Origin of the sequence: Streptococcus mitis (genome assembly GCF_047464035.1) — a bacterium.
Taxonomy (GTDB): Bacteria; Bacillota; Bacilli; order Lactobacillales; family Streptococcaceae; genus Streptococcus; species Streptococcus mitis_DX.
The window spans coordinates 25,390-51,461 of record NZ_JASHCQ010000004.1; the positions used below are offsets into that span (position 1 = coordinate 25,390).

Below are 26,072 nucleotides of genomic sequence, written 5' to 3' on the forward strand. Positions count from 1 at the left end.
ACAGGCATATGTTACTACTTTTCTGAAAATTATGCTACCGTTTTACTAAAACGCTAAAAAGTGCTATAATGTGAACGGTTAAAACAATTTACAAAAAGGAGAATTTCAATGTCTTACCAAGAAAATTACCAAAAATGGGTTGATTTTGCGGAGCTTCCTGATTACCTTCGTCAAGATTTGGAAAATATGGACGAAAAAACTAAGGAAGATGCCTTCTATACAAATCTTGAATTTGGTACTGCAGGTATGCGTGGCTTGATTGGTGCTGGTACAAACCGCATCAACATCTACGTTGTGCGTCAAGCTACTGAAGGATTGGCTCGTTTGATTGAGTCTAAAGGTGGAAACGAAAAAGAACGCGGTGTCGCAATTGCCTACGATAGCCGTCACTTCTCACCTGAGTTTGCCTTTGAATCTGCGGCAGTTCTTGCTAAACACGGCATCAAATCTTACGTATTTGAAAGCCTTCGTCCAACTCCAGAACTATCATTTGCAGTTCGTCACCTCAACTGTTTTGCGGGTATCATGGTCACAGCCAGTCATAACCCTGCACCATTTAACGGATACAAGGTTTACGGTGAAGACGGTGGACAAATGCCTCCACACGACGCAGACGCTTTGACTACATATATCCGTGCAATCGAAAATCCATTTGCTGTAGAAGTTGCTGATGTGGAAGCTGAAAAAGCTTCTGGCTTGATTGAAGTTATCGGCGAAGCTGTCGATGTTGAATACCTCAAAGAAGTTAAGGACGTAAACATCAACCCAGCCTTGATTGAAGAATTTGGTAAAGACATGAAAATTGTCTACACACCACTTCATGGTACTGGTGAAATGTTGGCTCGTCGCGCTCTTGCCCAAGCAGGATTTGACTCTGTTCAAGTCGTTGAAGCGCAAGCAACTGCCGATCCTGACTTCTCAACTGTAAAATCTCCAAACCCAGAAAGCCAAGCAGCCTTTGCCCTTGCTGAAGAACTTGGTCGTCAAGTTGGTGCAGATGTTCTTGTGGCAACTGACCCAGACGCTGACCGTGTTGGTGTTGAAGTTCTTCAAAAAGATGGTAGCTACCTCAACCTTTCAGGTAACCAAATCGGTGCTATCATGGCTAAATACATCTTGGAAGCCCACAAAAACGCTGGAACTCTTCCAGAAAACGCAGCCCTCTGCAAATCTATCGTATCAACTGACTTGGTAACGAAGATTGCTGAAAGCTACGGCGCAACCATGTTCAACGTTTTGACAGGTTTCAAATTTATCGCTGAAAAAATCCAAGAATTCGAAGAAAAACACAATCACACATACATGATGGGATTTGAAGAAAGCTTCGGTTACTTGATTAAACCTTTCGTACGTGACAAAGACGCTATTCAAGCCGTTCTTGTCGTTGCTGAACTTGCTGCCTACTACCGTTCTCGTGGTTTGACACTTGCTGACGGTATCGAAGAAATCTACAAAGAATACGGCTACTACGCAGAAAAAACTATCTCTGTTACCCTTTCAGGTGTTGATGGTGCTGAACAAATCAAAGCGATTATGGCTAAATTCCGTAACAACGCTCCAAAAGAATGGAATGCAACAGCTATCACTGTAGTAGAAGACTTCAAGGCTCAAACTGCCACTGCTGCTGACGGTACTGTTACAAATTTGACAACTCCTCCAAGTGATGTTTTGAAATACACACTTGCTGACGGTTCATGGATTGCTGTTCGCCCTTCAGGTACAGAACCAAAAATCAAGTTCTACATTGCAGTTGTAGGTGAAACCAACGAAGAATCACAAGCTGAAATCGCTAACATCGAAGCAGAAATCAATGCTTTTGTAAAATAAAGCCCTATAAAAGATGAGACCAACCAATCTCATCTTTTTTTCGTATCAAATCTAAGCAATTTTAGAAACTTTATGGCATACTAGACTTATCAATGAAAGCGAGGTAATCTCATGGAACAATTTTTAGATAATATCAAAGACCTTGAAGTCACTACAGTAGCGCGTGCGGAAGAAGCTCTTGATAAAAAAGAAACTGCAACCTTCTTTATCGGTCGCAAAACTTGCCCTTACTGCCGTAAATTTGCTGGTACCTTGGCAGGTGTCGTAGCTGACACTAAAGCTCACATCTACTTCATCAACAGTGAAGAACCAAGCCAACTCAATGAGTTGCAAGCATTCCGCTCACGCTACGGAATCCCAACTGTACCAGGATTTGTTCACATTGCGGATGGACAAATCAATGTCCGTTGCGACTCTTCAATGTCAGCACAAGAAATCAAAGATTTCGCTGGATTGTAAAAAAGCCACTCATCGAGTGGTTTTTAAATGGTCAAAATTACGTTTTTTCAAGCAAATCTTGTATCATCCGATGCAGTTCTTCGATTTTCTCAGATTGTTTCTCTATTAATATTCTTTGGCCCGATAATTCGTCTTGGAGTTTATCAAGTTTTATCTGTTCATCTGGATTATCTTTTACAAAAAAGTTCGTCAAGGCACTTGTTAACATTCCTATTGTACTAATCCCTACCAACATTAATAAAAAAGCTAGCCATTTCCCAAAAAGGGAAACTGGAACAATATCACCATAACCAACAGTGGTTACTGTCACAAGAGCCCACCAAAGACTATCTGAGAAAGATTTTTCTTCAACTACAGATAAAATTGAACTTCCTACTAGAACAATAAAAATATTAACATACAAGATATAAATCAGGCCATTTGTCCGTAAGAATCTACTAATTTTTCTTTCTAATTTACCTGTAAGTCCAATTATTCTAAGTAAACGAGTCAGTTTCAGTAATTTTGTCAGCCTTGCTAAGCGGAAGATACGCCCTAATCGCAATACTGTAAAAATAGCATTTAAAGGAAGGATAGCTAACAAGTCAAAGATATTTTCAAGTATAAACCTCCATTTTGCTTTACTTGAAAAGAACCGCCAACCATAATCTACCACAAACACAAACCAAAGTAGCAAGTCAATAATACTGTATGGAGGACTGTCTAAATCAATCATCTCAGCAAATCCAAGTAATACCAGAATATACTCAACTTTAATTCAATAAATATCTCTCCGATGACCAACTTCTAGAGTAGCAACGACTAATTCATCATCTACAATTTGTACGATAACTCGATAATTACCAATTCTATAGCGCCATTGACCAACGCGATTACCAACCAAAGCCTTTCCGTGTCGTCTTGGGTCTTCCAAAACATTGGTTTGTAAATAGTTTGTAATTATCTTCTGCGTATAACGATCCAATTTTTTCAATTGCTTGATGAAACGTCTTGTTGGAACTAATTTATACAAATTATTCATCCTCCAAGCCTAAATCATGCATCATTTCTTCCCAAGTAACGGGTTCAACTCCTTTTTCCAAGTCTTCTAAATACTCTTGATAGGCTAAATCTGCCACACGAGCATCGTATTCGTCTTCTAGAGCTTCAAGAGTTTTGGTGCGGATAAGTTCCGACAGGGAAACTCCTTCAAACTTAGCCATCGCTTTCATAAATGTTTTGTCAGCTTCAGAAACTTTTAATGTAATAGTAGTCATCTTTTGCGCTCCCTTTTTTAATAGTAACACCATTGTATTACTTTTTAGGTATTCAGTCAATATAAAAAGAACACCTTCTTAGCGTTCTTTCTAAATATCTGTCAATGGTGTTGCTGTATCTGGTGAGGTATCATAAACCTTAAAGTCTACTCCGACTCCCAGATCAGCTTGTGCTAGCTGATTGACCATGGTCATATGAGCCAGCTCCTTGATATTGTTCTCTTTGGACAAGTGACCAAGGTAGATTTTCTTAGTGCGATTTCCTAAGGTACGAATCATAGCTTCGGCACCATCCTCGTTAGAAAGGTGACCGAGATCCGATAGGATTCGTTGTTTGAGTCGCCAAGCATAAGAACCTGCTCGCAGAATCTCTACATCATGGTTGGACTCGATAAGATAGCCGTCCGCATTTTCGACAATTCCCGCCATACGGTCACTAACATAACCTGTATCTGTCAAAAGGACAAAACTCTTGTCATCCTTCATAAAGCGATAGAACTGCGGTGCGACTGCATCATGGCTAACACCAAAACTCTCTATGTCAATATCTCCAAAGGTTTTGGTTTTGCCCATTTCAAAGATATGCTTTTGCGAAGAATCTACCTTGCCAAGATACTTGCTATTTTCCATAGCCTGCCAGGTCTTTTCATTGGCATAAAGATCCATACCATACTTGCGAGCCAAAACTCCTACTCCATGGATATGGTCAGAATGCTCATGCGTAATCAAGATGGCATCCAAGTCTTCTGGCTTGCGATTTATTTCAGCAAGTAGGCTGGTGATTTTCTTACCAGATAAGCCTGCATCCACTAATAGTTTCTTTTTTGGGGTTTCCAGATAAAAGGAATTTCCACTGGAACCCGACGCTAAAATACTGTATTTAAAGCCTGTTTCACTCATTCTGGTCTTCTATTTCGTCCTCCCATACTTCTTCTTTCACTGCATCCTTATCATAAGGGAGCACAATGGTAAAGGTTGATCCCTTACCATATATACTTTTGGACCAAATAAAGCCCTTATGCTGTTTGATAATTTCTTTAGCGATAGACAGTCCCAGCCCTGTTCCACCTTGAGCACGGCTTCTAGCACGATCCACACGGTAGAAACGGTCAAAGATACGTGGTAAATCCTGCTTAGGAATACCCAAGCCTTGGTCTGAGATGGATAAAATCATCTGATCATCAGTTGTCTTCATGGTCACTGTGATTTTTCCACCATCTGGAGAATATTTAATGGCATTGTTGAGAATATTATCAATCACCTGTGTCATCTTGTCTGTATCAATTTCAATCCAGACAGAGGTAATCGGATAATCTCTGACCAATTCATATTTCTTTTCTTCGTCTGATCCCCTCATCTTATCAAAGCGGTTAAGGATAAAGGTAATAAAGGCAGTAAAGTTAATCAGTTCCACATCTAGGTGACTGGTCGCATTATCAATCCGTGAAAGATGGAGGAGATCCGTCACCATTCGCATCATACGGTTAGTTTCATCTAGAGATACCTTGATAAAGTCTGGTGCGACAGGTTCTGACAAGGCCCCCTCATCCAAGGCTTCAAGATAGGATTTTACGCTAGTCAGTGGAGTCCGTAACTCATGACTAACATTGGAAACAAAGAGTCTCCGTTCACGCTCTTCCTTCTCTTGCTCCGTTGTATCATGCAGAACGGCAACCAGACCTGAGATAAAACCAGACTCTCGACGAATCAAGGCGAAGCGTACACGAAGGCTCAGATATTCACCATTGGCATCCTGAGAATCAATCATGAGTTCAGGAATTTGGGTGATCAAATCACGAAGTTCATACTCATCTTCAATCTTAAGCAATTCTAGGATACTTTTGTTTAGAACATCTTCCTTCTGAACGCCTAGCTGTTTCTTAGCCATGTCATTAATCATAGTAATCTTGCCACGACGATTGGTTGCGAGGACACCATCTGTCATGTATGAGAGGATACTATTCAATCGTTTACTCTCTTGTTCCAGATTTTCTTGGGTCAAACGGATTACTTCTGATAAATCATTAAGATTATTGGTAATATTAGTGATTTCAGAGCTTCCCTGCATATCCAATACCTGAGAATAATCTCCTGCAATCAAGTCTTTAACTTTTTGATTAATTTGCTTCAACCGAATATTATCTCGCCGATTTTCTAGCAAAAGCAAGGTAACAATCAAGATAAAACCCAATAAAATTAAAATGAAGACAAAATCACTAGTAAGAATATTTTTTCTAATCAATTCAATCATTATTTCTCATATAATAACCAACACCGCGACGTGTTAGGATATACTCTGGACGACTTGGTGTATCTTCAATCTTCTCACGCAAACGTCTGATAGTTACGTCAACAGTCCGAACATCTCCAAAATAATCATAACCCCAGACCGTTTCAAGCAAGTGTTCACGGGTAATCACTTGACCAATATGAGAAGCCAAGTGGTACAAGAGCTCAAATTCACGGTGGGTTAAGTCTAGTTCTTCACCGTATTTTTTAGCTACATAAGCATCTGGCACAATCTCCAAGTCCCCAATTTGCAAGGGTTGGGTTTTCTTTTCATCTGACTCTTGATTATCTACAGAAGCCAAGTCCGTGCGACGAAGGAGAGCTTTAACACGCGCCTGCAACTCACGATTTGAGAAGGGTTTGGTTACATAGTCATCTGCACCAAGCTCTAAACCGATAACCTTATCAAATTCACTGTCTTTAGCTGAAAGCATGATAATAGGTACACTACTAGTCTTGCGAATAGTCTTAGCAACTTCTAAACCATCAATTTCTGGAAGCATCAAATCCAGAATAATAATATCTGGTTGCTCTGCTTCATATTGCTCTAGCGCTTCACGACCATTAAAAGCAGTTACAACCTCGTAACCTTCCTTGGTCATATTAAACTTGATAATATCCGAGATTGGTTTTTCATCATCTACAATTAATATTTTTTTCATTTGTTCACCTTTTTCTCTACTATTATATCAAAAAAATAAAAAGAAGACACAATAGCTAGTCTTTACTACTGTCTAAGTTGGCTTGTGCATAAGCCTGCCAGATTTTTTGTTGGGGTTTGGCAAGTGGGTAATTCTTAAACTCTTCTGGTGAAAGCCAGCGAACTTCCCTATCTGGAAAGTCATTGTAGTCACTCACCTGACCTGCTACAATTTGAACATGCCACTTACGATGACTAAAGATATGCTTGACAGTCTCAAAATAAATATCAAGCCAATCAACATCTAGGTCATAGTCCTGCTGGAAACTCTCTTCTGGACTGGGACCAAAGTTCACGCTTTCTTCTGCAACCTGATGAAAGAGGTCAAACTGCTCTCCTTGCGAAAAGTTATCAACTTCTATCAAGGGGAAATGCCAAAAACCTGCCAATAGCTTTTCACTTTCATTTTTTTCAAGTAAAAATTGTCCCTGAGTATTTTTGACCACCAAGGCTTTAAGATAAATTGGAACAGGCTTTTTCTTGGGAGCCTTAATTGGATAACGGTCCATTGTGCCATTCTGATATGCCGCACTAAAGTCCTTAACTGGGCTTTCTTCTGGTCTGGGATTTACAGGCGCCTCAATATCAGATCCTAAGTCCATCAAAGCTTGATTAAAGTCACCAGGCCTTTCTGGGTCAATCAAGATTTCCATCATTGCCTGAAAAATTTTACGATTACTTGGAATCCCAATATCGTGATTAACTTCAAATAGACGTGCCAAAACACGCATGACATTACCATCTACAGCTGGCTCAGGCAAGTTAAAAGCAATACTGGAAATGGCTCCTGCAGTGTAAGGTCCAATTCCTTTCAAGCTGGAAATTCCTTCATAGGTGTTTGGAAATTGACCACCAAAATCAGTCATAATCTGCTGGGCTGCAGCCTGTAAATTACGAACTCGAGAATAATAACCCAAACCTTCCCAAGCCTTCAACAAACGCTCTTCAGGCGCATTCGCCAAACTTTCAACTGTTGGAAACCAGTCCAAGAATCGTTCGTAATAAGGAATAACCGTATCTACCCTAGTCTGCTGGAGCATAATTTCAGACACCCAGATATGATAAGGATTTTTACTTCTACGCCATGGTAAATCTCTTTTGTTTTCATCATACCAAGTGAGAAGTTTCTCACGAAAAGAAATGATTTTCTCCTCCGGCCACATGACAATTCCGTATTCTTTCAAATCTAACATAACTCTAGTATAACACAGAAGATTCTAACTGTCCTTTTCCTAGTATTAATACTCTTCGAAAATCAAATTCAAACCACGTCAACGTCGCCTTGCCGTACTCAAGTACAGCCTGCGGCTAGTTTCCTAGTTTGCTCTTTGATTTTCATTGAGTATTAAAAAGCCTCTTCCCAAAGGAAAGAGGACTTAATATTATTGATGAACCGCTTGAGCTGCTGTGATAAGGGTCAACTTGTAGACATCATCAGCATTACATCCACGAGAAAGGTCGTTAACTGGCTTGTTCAAACCTTGCAAAACAGGTCCAACAGCCGCAAAACCACCAAGGCGTTCTGCCATCTTGTAGCCGATATTTCCTGCCTCGATACCTGGGAAGATGAAGACATTTGCTTGACCAGCTACCGTACTTCCAGGAGCTTTCAGAGCTGCAGTTTCAGGAACAAAGGCTGCATCAAATTGCAACTCACCATCGATTTCAAGGTCAGGACGCAAGTCGTGAGCAATTTTAGTTGCTTCAACAACCTTATCAACACTTTCTCCAAATCCTGAACCTTTAGTAGAATAGCTTAGCATAGCAATTTTAGGCTCGATGCCAAACATCTTAGCTGTGATTGCTGAGTTGATGGCAATTTCAGCCAAGGCTTCCGCGTCTGGATTGATGTTGATGGCACAGTCTCCAAATAGGTAACGTTCCGTACCACGAACCATGAGAAAAGCACCTGAAGTACGAGTTACATTTGGACGAGTTTTAATGATTTGAAGGGCTGGACGTACTGTTGAAGCTGTTGAGTGAATCGCACCTGATACCATTCCATCAACCAAGCCTAAGTATACCAACATAACACCAAAGTAGTTGACATCTTCAACCAAAACCTTGCGTGCATCTTCTTCAGACATTTTACCCTTGCGACGCTCCACCAAGGCAGCAACCATTTCTTCAAATTTATCGTAGTGTTGAGGGTCAATGACTTCATAACCATCCATGATTCCTTCAATTTCAAGATAAATTTTAATTTTTTCAGGATTTCCAAGCAAAACAGGAATCACTTCTGTTTCTTTTACCAGGCGTTTAGTCGCTTGAAGAATACGAGGTTCTTCCCCTTCAGGGAGAACGATACGAGCATTTTTACCAACCAAGTTGGCTTTGAGACTTTCAAAAACTTCCATGAGTTTTCTCCTTTAAGATAATAATTATACTCTGAAACATTTTTTATAGAGTATTAGTTGATAACTGGGTAATAAGGTTGCTAAAATCATCCGGCACGGGACTTTCTAACTGCAAGTCTTGCTCTAAAAATGGATGATAAAAGGATAGGTAATGGCAATGTAGGGCCTGACGTTGGATGCCGTCGTCCAGACTACCCCCATACAAATCATCGCCCAACAAAGGAAAACCAATATGAGAAAAATGGACTCGGATTTGGTGGGTTCGACCAGTGTGCAGGCGAATGTCTACCAAGTGAATATTCCCATAAGAAGCTACAATCTTGTAAGAAGTATGGGCATACTTTCCACCTTTAGCTACGCGTCTGGTAATAATGGAGTCTTCATCACGAGCAATCGGAGCAATAATTTCCCCCTCTGACTCCAAGCGTCCATCGCCTTTAACCAAAGCAAAATAGCGCTTTTCAATAGACTTCTTCTGCAACTGCTTATCTAATCGTGCATGGGCATAGCCGTGCTTAGCAAAGAGCATCAAACCAGAAGTATCTCGATCAAGCCTAGTTACAATGTGAACCTGCTGATTTTCATAGTTTTGCTTGACGTAGTAACCCTTGATAAAATTGGCAATAGTATTGGAGTGGTTGACACTAGGAATAGACGCCACTCCATAGGGTTTATTCAAGACTAGAAAATGGTCATCCTCATAGAGAATATCCAGTGGGCGCTCGATAGCTTCTAGAGTTTCAAAGCCTTCCTCAGCAGGAATATCGATGATAACTCGGTCTCCAATATCCAATAGATACGTCGCATTTTGTGGTTGGTCATTGACCAGTATAGCTCCACCTCGAAATTTAATCTTGGCCAGAAGTCCCTTCGAAACCTCGTGCTTTTTTAAGAAGGTCTTAACCTTGACGTGCTCATCTGCGATAAATTCAAACCTCATTCATCCACCTCGCCGATAAAAGCATCCTTAACACGATTCCAGAAACTGGTGTGGCTAGGTGATGCAACAAAGTGAATCTTATGATGGTCGATTTGATACTCAATACGCTCAATATTACGGAAAGAATAAACGCTATTGTCAACCGAAATGGTATGGTAATCGTTTCTCGTTGGAATGAGTTCAATCTTATCCTTCTTAGGAACAATAATGGAAGAGCCCAGCGTTCGATAAACACGATTATTAAGGCTGGCAATTTCTGTCAACTGAAGAGCTTCAATGGTAGGGTGTAAAACAGCTCCGCCAAGTGATTTGTTATAGGCTGTACTACCAGTCGGTGTCGAAACTGTTAGCCCATCTCCGCGAAAACGTTCAAAGGGAACACCGTTAATCACAACATCCGCCACCATAGTTCGATCGGACCTGCGGATGCTAGCTTCGTTTAGTGCTCTGAAAATCTTAACTTCACCATTCTCAAGAAAGACCTTCACATTTAGAACAGGGTAAGAAACTCTTGCTCCCGTATCTAGCTGCAAATTAGTCACTAGTTTGTCTAACTCAAAATCACGGTAGTCCGTATAGAAGCCCAAATGTCCCGTATGAACACCGATAAAGCGTACCTTGTCAAGCTGGTCTTCGTACTTATGAAAGGCCGACAAGAGCATGCCATCCCCACCAATGGAAATGACAATGTCCGGATTGGTATCATTGAGTATAAACTGATTTCTCTTCAAACGATCTCGCAATTCATACAAAACCCTTTGACTCTGCGGTTTTCTATTAGCTATCAGGTCAATTCGTTTACCTGTATTCTTCATCTGTATCGTCACTGTTTCCTACACCGTCATTTAATTTTCTACTCAAAGGATCAAAAAGAGCCTGGGCTTCCTGGATATCATCTCGAATTTTACCCATTTCTTCATCCAACTGATGGGCAATTTTGGCAGTAATTTCCAGTCTCTTTTTAATTTCCTCTGGGAAATCCCCTTGGTACTTGTAGTTGAGAGAATGTTCTATCGTTGCCCAGAAATTCATGGCCAAGGTACGAATCTGAATTTCCGCCAAAATTGTCTTGGCTCCATTGATGGTATCAACCGTATATTCTACTACCACATGATAGGAACGATAGCCTGATGCTTTTCGATGAGTAATGTAATCTCGCTCCTGTATGATGCGCATGTCCTGACGTTTGCGCAAAATTTCCACTACTTCTTTGACGTCATCTACAAACTGAACCATCACACGTAAACCGGCAATATCTTGCAAATCGTGCTCTAAGGTCGCATAAGTAATGCCACGCCGAGCCATTTTTTCCTTGATACTTTCAATTGGCTTGACTCGACCAGTCACAAACTCAATCGGAGAATGCTTATTTTGCTTGCGATATTGCTTACGAATACCACGAAGTTTAATCTTTAACTCACCAACAGCTTGAATGTAAGGATCTAGAAATTCTTCCCATTCTAAGGTCATATATTCTCCCTTGTTCTCATATTATCCTTCAAAAATATCTTTGATTTTTTCTCCAGATTCATATACAATAAATACAATGCTTATTATACCATAAATCCGCTTTCAACGATAAAGAAAAGGTAAGAAAAATGAAACATTTAGAAATTGAATTGAAAACACTCTTGAAAAAAGATGAATACAATCGTCTAAAGGACCAGTTCACAGACGTCACTCCTGTTCTTCAAAAAAATTACTACATAGACACGCCTGATTTTGAACTGAGAGAAAAGAAAGTTGCTATGCGCATTCGAACCTTTGAAGACTGGGCAGAATTGACACTCAAAGTCCCGCAAAGTGTTGGAAATATGGAGTACAACCAAAAATTGCGACTAAAAGATGCTGAAAACTATCTGAACAAGGAAGAACTTCCTCAAGGGCTTGTGCTTGATGAATTAGCAAAACATGGTATCCAAAGTAAAAAATGGCAGGTCCTTGGTTGTCTAACAACGCTTCGCTATGAAATGCAAACACCAATTGGCCTCATGGCACTAGATGAAAGTCAGTACTTTGATATTACAGATTACGAATTAGAGCTTGAAGTGGAAAATCACGAGCAAGGGAAACAAGATTTCCAGCAATTTTTAGAGGAAAATCAGATTGCTTATCAAAAAGCTCCCTCAAAATTGGTTCGATTTGTCAAAAGCATGAAAAATAGCTGAAATAATCTCTATTTTTTGGTAAAATAGAAAAGATAAAATACAAAAATCCCAGTTCATATAGGCTAGGCATATATAACTAGGATTTAAAAAGTTTACAGAGGACGGTCTATAATGTCAGATAGAAAAAACATGAAACTTTTCGCACTCAACTCTAACCAAGAAATTGCACAGAAAATTGCTCAAGCTGTTGGTGTACCGCTTGGAAAACTATCATCACGTCAATTTTCAGACGGAGAAATCCAAGTGAATATTGAAGAAAGTGTCCGTGGTTATGATGTGTACATCATCCAATCAACAAGTTTCCCTGTTAACAACCACCTAATGGAATTGTTAATCATGGTTGATGCTTGTGTTCGCGCAAGTGCCCACAGTATCAACGTTGTTCTTCCATATTTTGGCTATGCACGTCAAGACCGCATCGCTTCACCACGTGAGCCACTTACAGCTAAACTAGTTGCCAATATGCTGGTTAAAGCTGGTGTTGATCGTATCCTTACACTTGATTTACATGCCGTTCAGGTTCAAGGATTCTTTGATATTCCTGTCGATAACCTTTTCACAGTTCCCCTATTTGCAAAACATTATTGCGATAAGGGCTTACTTGGCTCAGATGTTGTTGTTGTTAGCCCTAAGAATTCAGGGGTAAAACGTGCTCGTAGCTTGGCTGAATATCTTGATGCTCCTATCGCCATTATCGACTACCCACAAGACGATGCAACTCGCAACGAAGGCTATATCATCGGTGATGTTGAAGGTAAGAAAGCTATCTTAATTGACGATATTCTGAATACAGGACGTACCTTCTCTGAAGCTGCTAAAATCGTTGAACGTGAAGGGGCTACAGAAATTTATGCTGTTTCTAGCCACGGTCTCTTCGTCGAAGGTGCTGCTGAACTTCTTGATAATACTAATATTAAAGAAATTCTTGTGACTGATTCAGTAGCAACAAAAGAAAAAACTCCTAAAAACGTATGCTACATCACTGCTAGTGAGTTAATTGGTGATGCTATCGTCCGTATCCACGAAAGAAAACCAGTCAGCCCACTCTTTGCCTACAATAAAAAGAAATAAGGTGATTCTTTGATTTATTTGGACAATGCTGCAACGACTCCCATGTCAGCAGTTGCTATCTCAGCTATGACCAAGGTTATGCAAGAAACTCATGGCAATCCATCTAGTATTCATGGTCATGGTCGTCAAGCTGGTAAACTCTTGCGAGAAGCCCGTCAGGAACTAGCCCAGTTACTGGGGACAAAACCTCAACATATTTTTTTCACTTCTGGTGGGACTGAAGGTAACAATACTGCTATCATTGGTTACTGCCTTCGTCATCAAGAACAAGGAAAACATATCATCACAACTGCCATTGAGCACCATGCCGTCCTTGAAACTATTGATTACTTGGTTCAACACTTTGGGTTTGAAGCAACCATTATCCAGCCAGAAAATCAAGAAATCACCGCCCAACAAATTCAAAGGGCTTTACGTGACGATACGATTTTGGTTTCTACCATGTTTGCCAATAACGAGACAGGAAACCTACTGCCCATTGCTGAAATTGGCCAAATACTCAAGCAACACCCAGCCGCCTATCATGTCGATGCAGTTCAGGCTATTGGTAAAATCCCTATACACCCAGAAGAATTGGGCATTGATTTTCTCACTGCTTCTGCCCACAAGTTCCATGGTCCTAAGGGAATCGGTTTTCTCTACGCTTCTAGCATGGACTTTGATTCCTATCTCCATGGCGGAGACCAAGAACAGAAAAAACGTGCAGGAACTGAAAATCTGCCTGCCATCGTAGGCATGGTTGCAGCCCTAAAAGAAGACCTAGAAAAACAAGAAGAACATTTTCAACATGTACAAAATTTAGAAAATGCCTTTCTTACGGAGCTTGAGGGAGTTCAGTATTACCTGAATAGAGGCGAACACCATCTCCCTTATGTTCTCAATATTGGATTTCCTTGCCAGAAAAATGATCTCTTACTCCTTCGTCTGGATTTGGCTGGAATTTCAATCTCTACTGGCTCAGCCTGCACTGCGGGCATTGTACAATCTAGCCATGTTCTTGAAGCTATGTACGGAGCAAATTCAGAACGTCTGAAGGAATCCGTTCGCATCAGTTTGTCGCCACAAAATACCGTTGAAGACCTACAAACCCTCGCAAAAACCTTAAAAGAAATTATCGGAGGTTAGCCATATGGCATTTGAAAAAACCATTCAGTTAAAAAATTGTCGTTACGACTACACTCTTAGCCCTTCTGTTAAGAAATTCACCCTCAAGGACAACACCTTTTTTGAGACTAAGGTTGGGAACTATGAACTGACTCGCCTACTTGAAAAGGTTCCAAACAGCGGTGAAGGCTTCCAACTCAAAATCATTATCAATAAAGAGCTAACAGGTGCTAAAATCAATATCACTGACAAGTTTGGGCTACGTCTAGTTGATATTTTCAAATCAGAAGACCACCACATTCATCAGGAAAAATTCTACTTCCTCATGGATAGCTTGGTAGAACGTGGTGTCTTTACAAAATCGGAAAGATAGGTCCCATATGTTTGAACTGACCTATAAGGACAACTATCATGTAGAGCGTACACTCAAGTATGAGGATTATGAAGCTCTCATGCTGGCTCTGTCAGGATGTGTGACCCTACCAGATACACTTTATGTGACTTCTCTGACTTTTAAGGGCCAGAAAGTTTATCAGGGTCTGGTCGGAGACCTCTACCGATTTCTATCACATGCAGATTTTTTACATCAAAACTAAGATTTTTCTTAGTTTTTTCTTATTTTTGTTGATTTTTTCACAATGTTTCTATAAAATAGAAGAATAGAAAGGTTGTGATTTTGTGAAAGATAAACAGTCTGCTATTCCAAAAGCAACAGCGAAAAGACTCTCTCTCTACTATCGAATTTTTAAGCGATTTCATGCAGAAAAGATTGAACGTGCCAACTCTAAGCAAATTGCAGAGGCTATCGGTATTGATTCCGCGACCGTACGTCGTGATTTTTCCTACTTTGGTGAACTAGGTCGCCGTGGTTTTGGCTATGATGTCAAAAAACTGATGACATTTTTTGCCGATTTACTCAATGATAACTCCATTACCAATGTCATGCTGGTTGGTATTGGAAATATGGGTCATGCCCTTCTCCACTACCGCTTCCACGAGCGTAACAAGATGAAGATTATCATGGCCTTTGACCTAGATGACCATCCTGAAGTCGGTACCCAAACTCCTGACGGGATTCCCATTTACGGGATTTCTCAAATCAAGGATAAAATCAAGGATGCTGATGTGAAGACTGCTATCCTGACAGTTCCCAGCGTCAAGTCACAAGAGGTTGCTAATCTCTTGGTGGATGCTGGCGTGAAAGGAATTCTCAGTTTTTCACCAGTCCATCTCCATTTACCAAAAGACGTGGTCGTTCAGTATGTCGATTTGACAAGTGAACTCCAAACCCTCCTCTACTTCATGCGAAAAGAGGATTAGAAAGCGAAAATCATTTTATGAAAAAACCAGTTATTGGGATTACAGGAAACGAAAAAACTCATCCAGATGATGACATCATGATGAGCTACGTAGCAAAAGGCTTTGTTGAAGGCGTTAAAGAAGCTGGAGGAATTCCCATCATCCTACCGATTGGTGATCAAGAAATGGCCTGCCACTATATCAGTATGATTGACAAGCTCATCTTGACAGGTGGGCAAAATGTTGATCCAAAATTCTATGGTGAACCAAAAACCATCGATAGCGATGACTACCACCTTCAAAGGGATATCTTTGAACTGGCCCTCATCAAGGAGGCTATTAAACAGAAAAAGCCAATTTTTTCTGTCTGCCGTGGAACTCAACTCTTTAACGTTGCCATGGGTGGAACTTTGTACCAAGATATCGAAGACCATTGGCAGGATTGTTCTGCTGAGTACACAACTCAACGCTTGGTAACAGAACCTGATACTGTTCTTCGAGAAATCTATGGAGAAATTTCCCATATCAACTCCTTCCACCATCAGAGCATCAAGGATTTAGCTCCCAACTTAAAGATTGCAGCTCATGATCCTAAGGATGGTATCATTGAAGCTGTCATGAGTACGGATGATGTTGCCTTCCTCGGTGTCCAATGGCATCCAGAATTTCTTTTTGAAAATCGTCCCAAAGATAAAAACCTCTTTGACTATATCGTTAATGAACTTTAGATTAAATCTGTCTTTTCTCGATAACTAAAGTAACTGGAGTGAGAGACAATCAAATGGTCCAAGAGGACAATTCCCATCAGATCGCAGGCTTCTTTGACAAGTTTAGTGACATGATCATCATTTCGGCTAGGGGCCACCGCTCCTGAAGGATGATTATGAACCAAGATGAGAGAAGTCGCCATATGCTTGATAGCATAGTGAAGAATCTCTCGCGGTTCAGCAATACTACGAGTGGCAGAACCGATAAAAATGGTCTGTTGATGGATGATTTGATTTTGAGTATTGAGATAGAGCGCCACCAGGTGCTCTTGTTTTTTATCCCCCAATTCCTGTTGCATCTTCTTGGCCAACTTTTGACTGCTGAGAATACTTTCCATCTCAAGGGTTTCGTGTTTATGAATACGATGGCCCAGTTCAATCATGGCTTGTAACTCTATTGCCTTAACTCGTCCGATACCAGATAGACTCTGCAATTCCTGCAGTGTCATTTTTTTCAAATCTGTTAGGCTTGAAAGATTATTCAAGACTTTCTGGGCAATTTCAAAAACACTGGCCTGACGTGTTCCTGTTCTGAGTAAAATAGCTAGCAACTCTTGGTTACTGAGCGCTTCCACTCCTTCTTGGGCAAGTCTTTCTCTTGGCAATAGTGAATCTTCTTGGAATGAAATACTGTACATAAAAATCCTCCTCACTTTATTATTCGTGAGAAGGATGAAAAATTAGATTTTTTTCTCAATTGGGGCCACACTGGCCAAAAGTTTTTTCAAACCAACTTCTGGGAAATTGATTTTTAATTCCTGCGTAGCACCGCTACCTGAAACTTCCAGAACAGTTCCCTCTCCCCATTTCTTGTGGAGGGCAATGTCACCAATGGACCAATTTGTTTCGCTAGACGCTGATTTTGCACCAGCTGTAAATTGACCAAATGGGAGACCGCTTGACTGGATAGTTTTTGGGGCCGCACTGCGTTTACGGTCTTGAAGAGCCTGGGCCAAACTCATACCTTGACCGAAGGCAATCCCACCACTGCTATAAGATGCCTTAAAGCTTGTATTGGCTGGACGAGCCAATCCTTGATACTCAAGTAAGTCTGAACTGATTTCGTTAATAAAACGAGTTGGACGGTTGTAGTTGGTACGACCAAAAAGCAGGCGTGAGTTGGCATTGGTCAGATAGAGAATTTTCTCTGCACGCGTGATACCTACATAGGCTAGACGGCGCTCTTCTTCTAATTCATCTGGGTCTTCAGCCGCACGGCTAAGCGGAAAGACATTCTCTTCCATCCCAATCAAAAAGACAACTGGAAACTCGAGACCTTTGGCAGCATGCAGAGTCATTAGGGTAACTTCTGATGTCTCCTGACTACCTGAATCTGTGTCCGCAATCAAGGCTAAATCATTTAAGAAGCGACTCAGTTTGTCCAGACCAGTTTCTTCTTCTGGCCCATCAGATGTGTCATCAAAGTTTTTCGTCACAGAAAGGAACTCTTCAATATTTTCAACCCTAGCCTTGCTTTCTAAAGTCGCTTGAGCATTTAGAATATCGACGTAACCTGTTTTTTCTAGGACGGCCTCAACCAACTCTGTAATATTTAATTGATCTAGCTGCTCTCGTAAATCTAGAATCATATTGGCAAAATCCCAGATAGATTGGGCTGCTTTTCCTTTGATACCAGATAACATGATATTAGCAGAAGCATCTAGCATAGACATATTTTGCATATTCGCAAAATCACGGATTTTCTCGACGGTACCTGGGCCAATTCCACGTTTTGGTTCGTTGATAATACGCTCAAAACTAATATTGTCACTCAGGTTGGCAATGAGGTTGAGGTAAGCGATAATATCGCGGATTTCCTTACGGCTGTAGAACTTGGTTCCGCCAACCATGGTATAAGGGATATTTGACTTGAGCAAGGCTTCCTCAATAGTACGGGACTGGGCGTTTGTACGATAGAGAACTGCAAAATCCTTGTAAAGGAAGTTTTGACTCCGACCAAGTTCATCGATAGTTTTGGCTACAAATACAGCCTCATCTAGCTCATCATTAGCACGATAGTAAACGATTTGTTCCCCATCAGCGTTTTGAGTCCAGAGATTCTTAGGACGGCGGTTTTTATTATTTTTAATGACCTCGTTAGCCGCTTGCAGAATGGTTTTAGTTGAACGGTAATTCTCCTCCAACAAAACAACCTTGGCTTGGGGATAATCCTTTTCAAAGTCCAAGATATTCTGCATATCAGCACCACGCCAACCGTAAATAGACTGGTCCGCATCCCCAACCACACAGATGTTTTGAAAGCGCGATGCCAAGAGTTTGACCAATTGGTACTGGGCATGATTGGTATCTTGGTACTCATCAACATGGATGTATTGGAACTTCTGCTGATAGTAAGTCAAAACATCAGGATTTTGATCAAAGAGACGCAGGGTCAGCATAATCAAATCATCAAAGTCAACCGACTCCGACTGACGCAATTCTTTTTGGTAAGCAGTGTAACACTGGGCCACGATTTGCGTGTACATATCTCCAGCTTGGGCAGCATAAGCCACATCATCAATCAAATCATTCTTAGCATTGGAAATGGTCCCCAAAATAGTTCGTTCATTCCATTTTTTAGGATCCAAGTTCAACTGTTTGAGAATGCGTTTCATGAGCGTTCGCTGTTCACCAGGATCGACAATTGTAAAATTACGATTGTAGCCAATATGGTCCGCATCGCGACGCAAAATACGCACACACATGGAGTGGAAGGTCGCAATCAGACAGTCCTGAGTGGCTGGATTGAGGCTATAAGCACGCTCTTTCATCTCACGCGCAGCCTTATTAGTAAAGGTAATGGCCAAGATATTCCAAGGATTGACCAGCTTTTCATCAATCAAATAAGCGATACGGTGGGTCAAAACACGGGTCTTTCCAGAACCAGCCCCCGCCATGATTAACAAGGGACCTTCTGTCGTTTGCACCGCCTCAGCCTGACGGTCATTCATTCCATTCAATAATGCGTTCATCTTCTCTTCCTTACTCTTGAAGTCAATATTTCTATTATATCAGAAATCAGGCAAAATATCTTTACCTAGACTGGTTACGTGTAGAAGGCAACTTCTTATATCTAGATAAAAATGAGCTTGGATAGTATTTCCAAACTCATTTTTTACTCAATGAAAATCGAAGTACAAACTAGGAAGCTAGCCGCAGGCTGTACTTGAGTACGGCAAGGTAAAGCTGACGTGGTTTGAATTTGATTTTCGAAGAGTATAAAGTCAATTACAATATACTAGAACAAACCTAATACTGTTCCATTGCTTTCAACATCCATGTTGAGAGCAGCTGGTCGTTTTGGAAGTCCTGGCATGGTCATGACATCACCTGTTAAGGCAACGATGAAGCCTGCACCTAATTTTGGTACCAATTCACGAATGGTAATTTCAAAGTTTTCAGGTGCTCCAAGTGCATTCGGATTATCTGAAAAACTATATTGAGTTTTAGCCATACAGATTGGCAATTTGTCCCAACCATTTTGAACGATTTGAGCGATTTGTGTTTGAGCTTTCTTCTCAAAGTTCACTTTACTACCACGATAGATTTCAGTGACAATCTTTTCAATCTTTTCTTGAACAGAAAGGTCATTGTCATACAAACGTTTATAGTTAGCTGGAGTTTCAGCAATAGTCTTAACAACTGTTTCGGCAAGTGCTACTCCACCTTCTGCACCATCAGCCCAGACACTTGCTAGTTCAACTGGCACATCAATAGAAGCACAGAGTTCTTTCAAGGCTGCAATTTCAGCTTCTGTATCAGAGACAAATTCATTAATAGCTACTACTGCAGGTACTCCAAATTTACGGATATTTTCAACGTGGCGTTTCAAGTTAGCAAAACCGGCACGAACAGCTTCTACGTTTTCTTCTGTCAAAGCGTCTTTAGCCACGCCACCATTCATCTTAAGGGCACGAAGGGTTGCAACAATAACTACTGCATCTGGAGATGTTGGCAAGTTTGGTGTCTTAATATCAAGGAATTTCTCAGCACCAAGGTCTGCACCAAAACCAGCTTCAGTAACTGTATAATCAGCCAAGTGAAGAGCTGTTGTAGTTGCCAAGACTGAATTACATCCATGAGCAATATTGGCAAATGGACCACCGTGTACAAAGGCAGGTGTACCGTAAATTGTCTGAACCAGGTTCGGCTTAATCGCATCCTTCAAGATCAAAGCTAAAGCACCTTCAATCTGCAAATCACCTACAGAAACAGGTGTACGATCATAGCGATAACCAATAACGATATTCGCCAAACGGCGTTTCAAGTCCTCGATGTCTGTTGCCAAGCAAAGAATTGCCATGATCTCTGAAGCAACTGTAATGTCAAAGCCATCCTCACGTGGAATACCATTTAGAGGGCCACCAAGCCCAACTGTTACATGGCGAAGAGCACGGTCGTTCAAGTCCACAACACGTTTCCAAAGGATACGACGTTGGTCAATTCCCAACTCATTCCCTTGGTGCAAGTGGTTGTCAATCAAGGCAGAAAGCGCATTGTTGGCAGTCGTAATGGCATGCATGTCTCCAGTGAAGTGAAGGTTGATGTCTTCCATTGGCAGAACTTGAGCGTAACCACCACCAGCGGCACCACCCTTGATACCCATTACTGGACCAAGAGATGGTTCGCGAATAGCAATCATTGTTTTCTTGCCAATCTTGTTCAAGGCATCCGCAAGACCAATGGTAATAGTTGATTTTCCTTCACCTGCAGGTGTTGGATTGATGGCAGTAACCAGAATCAATTTTCCAACTGGATTGCTCTCAACTGCACGAATTTTATCAAAGCTGAGCTTAGCCTTGTACTTTCCGTACAACTCCAAATCGTCGTAAGAAATACCAAGTTTCTCTACAACATCAACAATTGGCTTTAGCTCAATACTCTGTGCGATTTCAATATCTGTTTTCATTCAAAACTCCTCTAACCTCTTATATGATAACTCATTATAACACAAAACAAGATTTTTAACATCCTAAAACTCTCTAAACGTTCGTAAATATCCCTATTTTTAAGCTTTTTAGAGTCCTTTCTTAAATTTTATATGGCTTTATAGTTTGAAACTATAGAATAATGAAAAATAATTTAGTCAAGAAAATAGCTGTCAATTTCAGATAAATTATGTAAAATTCTTGTGTTTTCAATTTCTAATTTTTCTGCCAACTCAATAGAATATTCAAAACTAAGTTTAGTGTTTAACGATAAATCAAACGAGTAATCTTGTAATTCACCCAGTTTTTTATATTTTTCTATGATTTCATTATAAATAGCAAGATAATGCTTATCTAATATTTTTATATAATTATTCAGATTTTCCTGGTAGTCTTGAATGATTTTTTGTTCGCTATCATTTAATATTCCCTTCCCTATTTCCCAAATGATTGAGCTGGCTATTGAACCTACTACAGAACCTAGAACTGGTATAGGAATCATTGCTTGACCAATACAAGCACCAATTGTTGCAAAGGAAGCATCCATTACATTTAATGTCAAGAGATTCATAAATTCATCTTGGGTTATTTCTGTAGATCTATACTTTAGAACAATGTCTATCATTCCATAAGTTGCCGTAACTAAAGCACTAGCATTTGGAGCACTAATCCCCAAGACATTTGTTAATCCGTAAATGGAATACCCAGATATTGCACCCTTTACAACTCCTTCAGCTGTATTCAATCCACAATCTAACCAATCTGATTGTTCGAATTCGAAAATACTTTTTCCTTCTTTATACTTTCCATACACACTCGACATCAAAGCTAATCCCCCCTGTAAAAAAGCGGTGTTCCTTGCAACCTTGTTAGCTTCTTTTAAATTTGGCAATGCATGTTTTTGGGCTACTAATCTTTTTTTATTTAATTCTTGTTGTTTCAGTTTGACTGTTTTATAAATATTTTTCTGTTCAGAATCCAATAGAGAGTTAATTGAATTCTTTTGAGCGTCTTTATAATCTAGAGCAGAGGATTTCATCCAAGATTTGTATGAAGTAAGTCCCTTGCTTTCAGTGATATCATTAATTATTTGGCGTATATCCGTAATTTGTTTACTGGACAATCTCTTACCATTAAGTTCAACTTCTTTTGCTCCAGCCATTATTTTTTCAAATACTTGAACGTGATCTTTTGGAAACATCATTTTCATTTTTGTATTGTAAAAAAATGATTGTTCTAATTCATCACGTAAATTATTATAAAACTTCATTTGAATGGTATTTCTACCAATTAATAAATCGGCTGGTCCATTGTCATTCAAAACTTTAACAATTGGATTTAATCCCTCAATTGCTCTCCTTGCATTTACAATTCCTGCTTCTGCAAACTCTGCTATAAAACCATGTACTCCACGATCACCGCCACGATTTTTAACAATAACATCTTCTATATTATCTTTAGCATAATCTAAAATTTTAGAGGCATTATCCTTGTTTAAGATGACATTGCGAGCTTCATCTTCTATTATTTTCATAGCAATTTGTAAGTCTTGAATTCTTAAATTATTTAAGCAATTGACATATGCTCCAATACCTTGGTTAAATGCTTGATTAAAAATTTGATTAACCATTTATTTTAATTTCCTTATTTATCATAGCTGTCAGTGATAGTGTTGAATTCACTAAATTACCTGCTTTATATTTTTCATCTTCAGTAAATAAGCTATAGTCCATTCCAGTTAAAGATAAATTGGCTAAATAAATTCCTTCTGTTTGTTTTCCAGTTAGTTCTATTAATTCCGTAACTTCTATTACTTTTTCTTTAAGTTGTCTAGCCAACAATTCTACCTTTTTCTGTTCCTCTATAGCCTCTTTTGCAACTTCTTCATTTTTCCTATTAGCTACTACACCAGCGCCTACAGAAGCGGTCAACATAACGCCTGCAATTCCCCAACCGACAGGACCAGCCAAAGCTAAAAATGCGTTACCTGCTGCCACTCCACCGCCACCAGCTGCTACACTTCCACCACCTAACCAAGCCAGAGCGGCGCTATTTGCTGCAGCACCTGTCAAACTTGATATCGCAGTACCTGTTGATGCAACACCAAATGTAGTTGCAACACCCATAGCGGCAGTAGGCCCTAAAGTTGCAACTGTTACTCCTAATGCGCTAAGAGAAGCCGTAGCCGCTGTGCTACCACTTGCTAATTCAGCTTCCTTAATTGACTGTGAAATAGCAATTTGCTTATCTTCAAAATTCTGAATTTCAACATCAATTTCTTCTAATTTTGTTTCAAACTCTTTTGGCTTATTTGCTAGCTTACTAATTCTTTCTTCAATAATTTTTACAACTTTGACTGCTTTTTCCCTAACCTGATAGAGTTCTGTTGATTTATTAGCTAAATTATAAGCTTCATCGTTATACAATCTTATAGATTCTTTATATCCCTCGACAGCTTCTTGTCTAAGTTTAGAATTAAAGAGGTCAACAGCATCAATTTGTTCTTTCGTATTATTCGCTATTTTACCTGCTTCATTAAAAGTTTCCGATGAAGCTTTGGTTACATGTTCTACCACATCACTAGCTACCCCAATAGCTTTTTCAGAAACATCTGTGATAACATCGCCAACCTGACTTGAAACATCTTCTATAACTTTTACAGACTCTGTAATAGCTTCTCCAGTAAATTTACCTGCTTCATTTAATACTTTACTGGTAGCGGATCCAGCATCATTCAATACCTTACTAGCTTCTTTTGTAAAATTGTCAGCAAATTTAAAAAAATTCATTCAGCATTCTCCTTATTGCATATATTTCTATTATCCTATAAACAGGAGAGATTGTCAAAATCGACCATATATTAATTTACTCAATTTTTATCGCTTTCATTTTACTTACCGTTTATTTTTGTGTACAATAGTGCTATGAAAATTTTAGTTACATCGGGCGGTACCAGTGAATCTATAGATAGCGTCCGCTCTATCACTAACCATTCTACAGGTCGCTTGGGGAAAATCATCACAGAAACCTTGCTGGCTGCAGGGCATGAAGTTTGTTTAATGACGACAAAACGGGCTCTGAAGCCAGAAGCTCATCCCAACCTAAGCATTCTAGAAATTAACAATACAAACGACCTTCTACTAGAAATGCAAGAACGTGTTCAGGATTATCAAGTCTTGATTCACTCAATGGCGGTATCCGACTATACTCCTGTTTATATGACGGGGCTTGAGGAGGTTCAGGCTAGCTCCAATCTAGAAGAGTTTTTAAGCAAGCAGAATCATCAAGCTAAGATTTCTTCAACTGATGATATTCAAGTTTTGTTCCTAAAAAAGACACCCAAAATCATCTCTCTAGTCAAGGAATGGAATCCTGCTATTCATCTGATTGGTTTCAAACTACTGGTTGATGTCTCTGAAGATTATCTCGTCGAGATTGCCCGAAAAAGTCTTATCAAGAACCAAGCAGACTTAATCATTGCAAATGATCTGACTCAAATCTCAACAAACCAGCATCGAGCAATCTTTGTTGAAAAAGATCAGCTTCAAACAGTCCAGACTAAAGAAGAAATTGCAAAACTCCTCCTTGAAAAAATTCAAGCCTATCATTCTTAGAAAGGAAAGCTATGGCACACATTCTCTTGGCTGTGACAGGCTCAATCGCCTCTTACAAGTCGGCAGATTTAGTCAGTTCTCTAAAAAAACAAGGCCATGATGTCACTGTCTTAATGACTCAGGCTGCTACAGAGTTTATCCAACCCTTGACACTACAGATCTTATCACAAAATCCTGTCCACTTGGATGTCATGAAAGAACCTTATCCTGATCAGGTTAATCATATTGAACTTGGAAAAAAAGCAGATTTATTTATCGTAGCCCCGGCAACTACTAACACTATTGCAAAACTAGCCCACGGCTTCGCGGATAACATGGTGACCAGTACGGCTCTGGCATTGCCCAGTCATATTCCCAAACTAATAGCTCCTGCTATGAATACAAAAATGTATGACCATCCAGCAACTCAGGCTAATCTGAAAACATTAGAAACCTACGGCTATCAGCTGATTGCTCCAAAAGAATCCCTACTAGCTTGTGGAGACCACGGACGAGGAGCCCTAGCTGACCTCACAATTATTTTAGAAAGAATAAAGGAAACTCTCGATGAAGAAACGCTCTAATATTGCACCTATTGCTATCTTTTTTGCAACCATGCTCGTGATTCACTTTCTGAGCTCACTTATCTTTAACCTTTTTCCATTTCCAATCAAACCGACCATCGTTCATATTCCTGTCATTATTGCCAGCATTATTTACGGTCCACGAGTTGGGGTTACACTTGGATTTTTGATGGGGCTACTTAGCTTGACAGTTAATACAATTACGATTCTACCAACAAGTTACCTCTTCTCTCCTTTCGTACCAAATGGGAACATCTACTCAGCTATCATTGCCATCGTCCCACGTATTTTGATTGGTTTAACTCCGTATCTAGTCTATAAACTGATGAAAAATAAAACTGGTCTTATTTTAGCTGGTGCCCTTGGTTCACTTACCAATACAGTCTTTGTACTTGGTGGAATTTTCTACCTTTTTGGAAATGTCTTTGATGGTAATATCCAAAAACTCCTAGCAACTGTTATCTCAACTAATTCCATTGCTGAATTAGTCATTTCCGCAGTTCTGACCCTTGCTATTGTTCCAAGACTACAAACTTTGAAGAAATAAAACAATCTCCGCTTTCATGCTTGAAGGTGGAGATTTTGTTTGAGGTAGTTTCTTTTTAGTGAAATCTTTGCCAATATTTATACTTGCAAACTAGGAGGCAAGCTGCAGGTTGCTCAAAACACGGTTTTGAGGTTGTGGATTGAAGCTGACGTGGTATGAAGAGATTTTATAAAAGTATTAACT

28 protein-coding genes are annotated in these 26,072 nt (G+C 39.9%); 12 read left to right on the plus strand and 16 right to left on the minus strand.

Features of this window, described 5'->3' with window-relative positions; translation table 11 throughout:
* Positions 1-108 precede the first annotated feature (108 nt).
* Both QM818_RS02355 and QM818_RS02360 read left to right on the plus strand, forming a co-directional pair.
* Positions 109-1,827, plus strand: a complete 1,719-nt coding sequence (locus QM818_RS02355) for a phospho-sugar mutase (RefSeq protein WP_414299867.1) — start codon at positions 109-111, stop codon at positions 1,825-1,827.
* Between the two features lie 111 nt (positions 1,828-1,938).
* Entirely contained in the window at positions 1,939-2,286 is a 348-nt protein-coding gene (locus tag QM818_RS02360; RefSeq protein WP_000434630.1) for a DUF6568 family protein, read from the plus strand.
* A gap of 37 nt (positions 2,287-2,323) precedes the next feature.
* Here QM818_RS02360 and QM818_RS02365 read toward each other — a convergent pair whose 3' ends face one another.
* The 11 genes from QM818_RS02365 to yjbM form a co-directional block, all read right to left on the minus strand.
* Positions 2,324-3,001 carry a potassium channel family protein gene (locus QM818_RS02365; protein ID WP_000566124.1) on the minus strand — a complete coding sequence of 226 codons (678 nt, stop codon included), beginning with the start codon at positions 2,999-3,001 and terminating at the stop codon, positions 2,324-2,326.
* A gap of 42 nt (positions 3,002-3,043) precedes the next feature.
* Complete coding sequence (locus QM818_RS02370) at positions 3,044-3,298, minus strand: type II toxin-antitoxin system RelE family toxin (RefSeq protein WP_031237105.1); 255 nt, start codon at positions 3,296-3,298, stop codon at positions 3,044-3,046.
* Position 3,299: 1 nt separating this feature from the next.
* The gene (gene relB, locus QM818_RS02375) at positions 3,300-3,542 is read right to left on the minus strand and encodes a type II toxin-antitoxin system RelB family antitoxin (RefSeq protein WP_031237103.1); all 243 of its coding nucleotides are present in this window, start codon (positions 3,540-3,542) and stop codon (positions 3,300-3,302) included.
* 90 nt (positions 3,543-3,632) lie between these two features.
* Positions 3,633-4,442: an MBL fold metallo-hydrolase gene (locus QM818_RS02380; protein ID WP_000004961.1), complete on the minus strand. Its 810-nt coding sequence runs from the start codon at positions 4,440-4,442 to the stop codon at positions 3,633-3,635.
* Positions 4,435-5,793 carry a cell wall metabolism sensor histidine kinase VicK gene (gene vicK, locus QM818_RS02385; RefSeq protein WP_265527605.1) on the minus strand — a complete coding sequence of 453 codons (1,359 nt, stop codon included), beginning with the start codon at positions 5,791-5,793 and terminating at the stop codon, positions 4,435-4,437. The genes QM818_RS02380 and vicK overlap by 8 nt, the downstream gene beginning before the upstream one ends.
* Positions 5,786-6,493 (minus strand): response regulator YycF, encoded by a 708-nt coding sequence (yycF, locus tag QM818_RS02390; protein ID WP_033685152.1) that lies wholly within the window; start codon positions 6,491-6,493, stop codon positions 5,786-5,788. Before yycF ends, vicK begins: the two co-directional genes overlap by 8 nt.
* Positions 6,494-6,548: 55 nt before the next feature.
* The gene (gene mutY / locus QM818_RS02395; RefSeq protein ID WP_265473160.1) at positions 6,549-7,724 is read right to left on the minus strand and encodes an A/G-specific adenine glycosylase; all 1,176 of its coding nucleotides are present in this window, start codon (positions 7,722-7,724) and stop codon (positions 6,549-6,551) included.
* A gap of 189 nt (positions 7,725-7,913) precedes the next feature.
* Positions 7,914-8,888, minus strand: coding sequence for a phosphate acetyltransferase (pta, locus tag QM818_RS02400; RefSeq protein ID WP_153199058.1), 975 nt, complete (start codon positions 8,886-8,888; stop codon positions 7,914-7,916).
* A gap of 43 nt (positions 8,889-8,931) precedes the next feature.
* Positions 8,932-9,828, minus strand: a complete 897-nt coding sequence (locus tag QM818_RS02405) for an RluA family pseudouridine synthase (protein WP_049551211.1) — start codon at positions 9,826-9,828, stop codon at positions 8,932-8,934.
* Positions 9,825-10,643 (minus strand): NAD kinase, encoded by an 819-nt coding sequence (locus QM818_RS02410; protein ID WP_049551212.1) that lies wholly within the window; start codon positions 10,641-10,643, stop codon positions 9,825-9,827. The genes QM818_RS02405 and QM818_RS02410 overlap by 4 nt, the downstream gene beginning before the upstream one ends.
* Positions 10,627-11,298 (minus strand): GTP diphosphokinase, encoded by a 672-nt coding sequence (gene yjbM / locus QM818_RS02415; RefSeq protein WP_000171682.1) that lies wholly within the window; start codon positions 11,296-11,298, stop codon positions 10,627-10,629. Before yjbM ends, QM818_RS02410 begins: the two co-directional genes overlap by 17 nt.
* A 128-nt stretch (positions 11,299-11,426) precedes the next feature.
* On the opposite strand from yjbM, the gene QM818_RS02420 reads away from it, so the two are divergent.
* From QM818_RS02420 to QM818_RS02450, 7 genes are all read left to right on the plus strand, one after another.
* Positions 11,427-11,996, plus strand: coding sequence for a CYTH domain-containing protein (locus QM818_RS02420; protein ID WP_000681279.1), 570 nt, complete (start codon positions 11,427-11,429; stop codon positions 11,994-11,996).
* 111 nt (positions 11,997-12,107) lie between these two features.
* On the plus strand, positions 12,108-13,067 hold the full coding sequence (locus QM818_RS02425; protein WP_001283818.1) for a ribose-phosphate diphosphokinase: 960 nt from the start codon (positions 12,108-12,110) through the stop codon (positions 13,065-13,067).
* 9 nt (positions 13,068-13,076) lie between these two features.
* Positions 13,077-14,192: a cysteine desulfurase family protein gene (locus QM818_RS02430; RefSeq protein WP_414299868.1), complete on the plus strand. Its 1,116-nt coding sequence runs from the start codon at positions 13,077-13,079 to the stop codon at positions 14,190-14,192.
* Positions 14,193-14,196: 4 nt separating this feature from the next.
* Positions 14,197-14,544, plus strand: a complete 348-nt coding sequence (locus QM818_RS02435; RefSeq protein ID WP_000863540.1) for a DUF1831 domain-containing protein — start codon at positions 14,197-14,199, stop codon at positions 14,542-14,544.
* A gap of 7 nt (positions 14,545-14,551) precedes the next feature.
* Positions 14,552-14,767 carry a DUF4649 family protein gene (locus tag QM818_RS02440; RefSeq protein WP_060628213.1) on the plus strand — a complete coding sequence of 72 codons (216 nt, stop codon included), beginning with the start codon at positions 14,552-14,554 and terminating at the stop codon, positions 14,765-14,767.
* An 82-nt stretch (positions 14,768-14,849) separates the two neighbouring features.
* Positions 14,850-15,491 (plus strand): redox-sensing transcriptional repressor Rex, encoded by a 642-nt coding sequence (locus QM818_RS02445; RefSeq protein WP_000653417.1) that lies wholly within the window; start codon positions 14,850-14,852, stop codon positions 15,489-15,491.
* A gap of 17 nt (positions 15,492-15,508) precedes the next feature.
* A complete protein-coding gene (locus QM818_RS02450) occupies positions 15,509-16,198 on the plus strand; it encodes a gamma-glutamyl-gamma-aminobutyrate hydrolase family protein (RefSeq protein WP_414299869.1) in 690 nt (229 codons plus the stop codon).
* Here QM818_RS02450 and radC read toward each other — a convergent pair.
* The 5 genes from radC to QM818_RS02475 form a co-directional block, all read right to left on the minus strand.
* The gene (radC, locus tag QM818_RS02455; protein WP_000286931.1) at positions 16,195-16,875 is read right to left on the minus strand and encodes a RadC family protein; all 681 of its coding nucleotides are present in this window, start codon (positions 16,873-16,875) and stop codon (positions 16,195-16,197) included. The genes QM818_RS02450 and radC overlap by 4 nt on opposite strands.
* Before the next feature lie 42 nt (positions 16,876-16,917).
* Positions 16,918-19,209 carry a DNA helicase PcrA gene (gene pcrA, locus QM818_RS02460; protein ID WP_414299870.1) on the minus strand — a complete coding sequence of 764 codons (2,292 nt, stop codon included), beginning with the start codon at positions 19,207-19,209 and terminating at the stop codon, positions 16,918-16,920.
* Between the two features lie 266 nt (positions 19,210-19,475).
* The gene (locus tag QM818_RS02465; RefSeq protein ID WP_261080882.1) at positions 19,476-21,146 is read right to left on the minus strand and encodes a formate--tetrahydrofolate ligase; all 1,671 of its coding nucleotides are present in this window, start codon (positions 21,144-21,146) and stop codon (positions 19,476-19,478) included.
* 173 nt (positions 21,147-21,319) lie between these two features.
* Positions 21,320-22,795, minus strand: coding sequence for a hypothetical protein (locus QM818_RS02470; protein WP_247932811.1), 1,476 nt, complete (start codon positions 22,793-22,795; stop codon positions 21,320-21,322).
* The gene (locus QM818_RS02475; RefSeq protein WP_247932810.1) at positions 22,788-23,954 is read right to left on the minus strand and encodes a hypothetical protein; all 1,167 of its coding nucleotides are present in this window, start codon (positions 23,952-23,954) and stop codon (positions 22,788-22,790) included. The genes QM818_RS02470 and QM818_RS02475 overlap by 8 nt, the downstream gene beginning before the upstream one ends.
* 135 nt (positions 23,955-24,089) lie before the next feature.
* On the opposite strand from QM818_RS02475, the gene coaB reads away from it, so the two are divergent.
* From coaB to QM818_RS02490, 3 genes are read left to right on the plus strand one after another with little or no spacing between them, the layout of a single operon-like run.
* The gene (coaB, locus tag QM818_RS02480; RefSeq protein ID WP_261080881.1) at positions 24,090-24,779 is read left to right on the plus strand and encodes a phosphopantothenate--cysteine ligase; all 690 of its coding nucleotides are present in this window, start codon (positions 24,090-24,092) and stop codon (positions 24,777-24,779) included.
* Between the two features lie 11 nt (positions 24,780-24,790).
* A complete protein-coding gene (gene coaC, locus QM818_RS02485) occupies positions 24,791-25,342 on the plus strand; it encodes a phosphopantothenoylcysteine decarboxylase (protein ID WP_261080880.1) in 552 nt (183 codons plus the stop codon).
* Positions 25,326-25,889: an ECF transporter S component gene (locus tag QM818_RS02490; RefSeq protein WP_000747412.1), complete on the plus strand. Its 564-nt coding sequence runs from the start codon at positions 25,326-25,328 to the stop codon at positions 25,887-25,889. The genes coaC and QM818_RS02490 overlap by 17 nt, the downstream gene beginning before the upstream one ends.
* Positions 25,890-26,072 lie beyond the last annotated feature (183 nt).

Excerpts from the sequence above, each read along its gene's own strand:
- QM818_RS02450 (WP_414299869.1), top strand. The coding sequence starts at position 15,509 with ATGAAAAAACCAGTTATTGGGATTACAGGAAACGAAAAAACTCATCCA.
- relB (WP_031237103.1), bottom strand. The coding sequence starts at position 3,542 with ATGACTACTATTACATTAAAAGTTTCTGAAGCTGACAAAACATTTATG.
- yycF (WP_033685152.1), bottom strand. The coding sequence starts at position 6,493 with ATGAAAAAAATATTAATTGTAGATGATGAAAAACCAATCTCGGATATT.
- QM818_RS02365 (WP_000566124.1), bottom strand. The coding sequence starts at position 3,001 with ATGATTGATTTAGACAGTCCTCCATACAGTATTATTGACTTGCTACTT.
- yjbM (WP_000171682.1), bottom strand. The coding sequence starts at position 11,298 with ATGACCTTAGAATGGGAAGAATTTCTAGATCCTTACATTCAAGCTGTT.
- pcrA (WP_414299870.1), bottom strand. The coding sequence starts at position 19,209 with ATGAACGCATTATTGAATGGAATGAATGACCGTCAGGCTGAGGCGGTG.
- QM818_RS02360 (WP_000434630.1), top strand. The coding sequence starts at position 1,939 with ATGGAACAATTTTTAGATAATATCAAAGACCTTGAAGTCACTACAGTA.
- QM818_RS02420 (WP_000681279.1), top strand. The coding sequence starts at position 11,427 with ATGAAACATTTAGAAATTGAATTGAAAACACTCTTGAAAAAAGATGAA.
- pta (WP_153199058.1), bottom strand. The coding sequence starts at position 8,888 with ATGGAAGTTTTTGAAAGTCTCAAAGCCAACTTGGTTGGTAAAAATGCT.
- QM818_RS02440 (WP_060628213.1), top strand. The coding sequence starts at position 14,552 with ATGTTTGAACTGACCTATAAGGACAACTATCATGTAGAGCGTACACTC.
- QM818_RS02380 (WP_000004961.1), bottom strand. The coding sequence starts at position 4,442 with ATGAGTGAAACAGGCTTTAAATACAGTATTTTAGCGTCGGGTTCCAGT.
- QM818_RS02470 (WP_247932811.1), bottom strand. The coding sequence starts at position 22,795 with ATGGTTAATCAAATTTTTAATCAAGCATTTAACCAAGGTATTGGAGCA.
- radC (WP_000286931.1), bottom strand. The coding sequence starts at position 16,875 with ATGTACAGTATTTCATTCCAAGAAGATTCACTATTGCCAAGAGAAAGA.
- QM818_RS02475 (WP_247932810.1), bottom strand. The coding sequence starts at position 23,954 with ATGAATTTTTTTAAATTTGCTGACAATTTTACAAAAGAAGCTAGTAAG.
- QM818_RS02465 (WP_261080882.1), bottom strand. The coding sequence starts at position 21,146 with ATGAAAACAGATATTGAAATCGCACAGAGTATTGAGCTAAAGCCAATT.
- QM818_RS02355 (WP_414299867.1), top strand. The coding sequence starts at position 109 with ATGTCTTACCAAGAAAATTACCAAAAATGGGTTGATTTTGCGGAGCTT.
- vicK (WP_265527605.1), bottom strand. The coding sequence starts at position 5,793 with ATGATTGAATTGATTAGAAAAAATATTCTTACTAGTGATTTTGTCTTC.
- coaB (WP_261080881.1), top strand. The coding sequence starts at position 24,090 with ATGAAAATTTTAGTTACATCGGGCGGTACCAGTGAATCTATAGATAGC.
- coaC (WP_261080880.1), top strand. The coding sequence starts at position 24,791 with ATGGCACACATTCTCTTGGCTGTGACAGGCTCAATCGCCTCTTACAAG.
- QM818_RS02410 (WP_049551212.1), bottom strand. The coding sequence starts at position 10,643 with ATGAAGAATACAGGTAAACGAATTGACCTGATAGCTAATAGAAAACCG.
- QM818_RS02405 (WP_049551211.1), bottom strand. The coding sequence starts at position 9,828 with ATGAGGTTTGAATTTATCGCAGATGAGCACGTCAAGGTTAAGACCTTC.
- QM818_RS02490 (WP_000747412.1), top strand. The coding sequence starts at position 25,326 with ATGAAGAAACGCTCTAATATTGCACCTATTGCTATCTTTTTTGCAACC.
- QM818_RS02425 (WP_001283818.1), top strand. The coding sequence starts at position 12,108 with ATGTCAGATAGAAAAAACATGAAACTTTTCGCACTCAACTCTAACCAA.
- QM818_RS02435 (WP_000863540.1), top strand. The coding sequence starts at position 14,197 with ATGGCATTTGAAAAAACCATTCAGTTAAAAAATTGTCGTTACGACTAC.
- mutY (WP_265473160.1), bottom strand. The coding sequence starts at position 7,724 with ATGTTAGATTTGAAAGAATACGGAATTGTCATGTGGCCGGAGGAGAAA.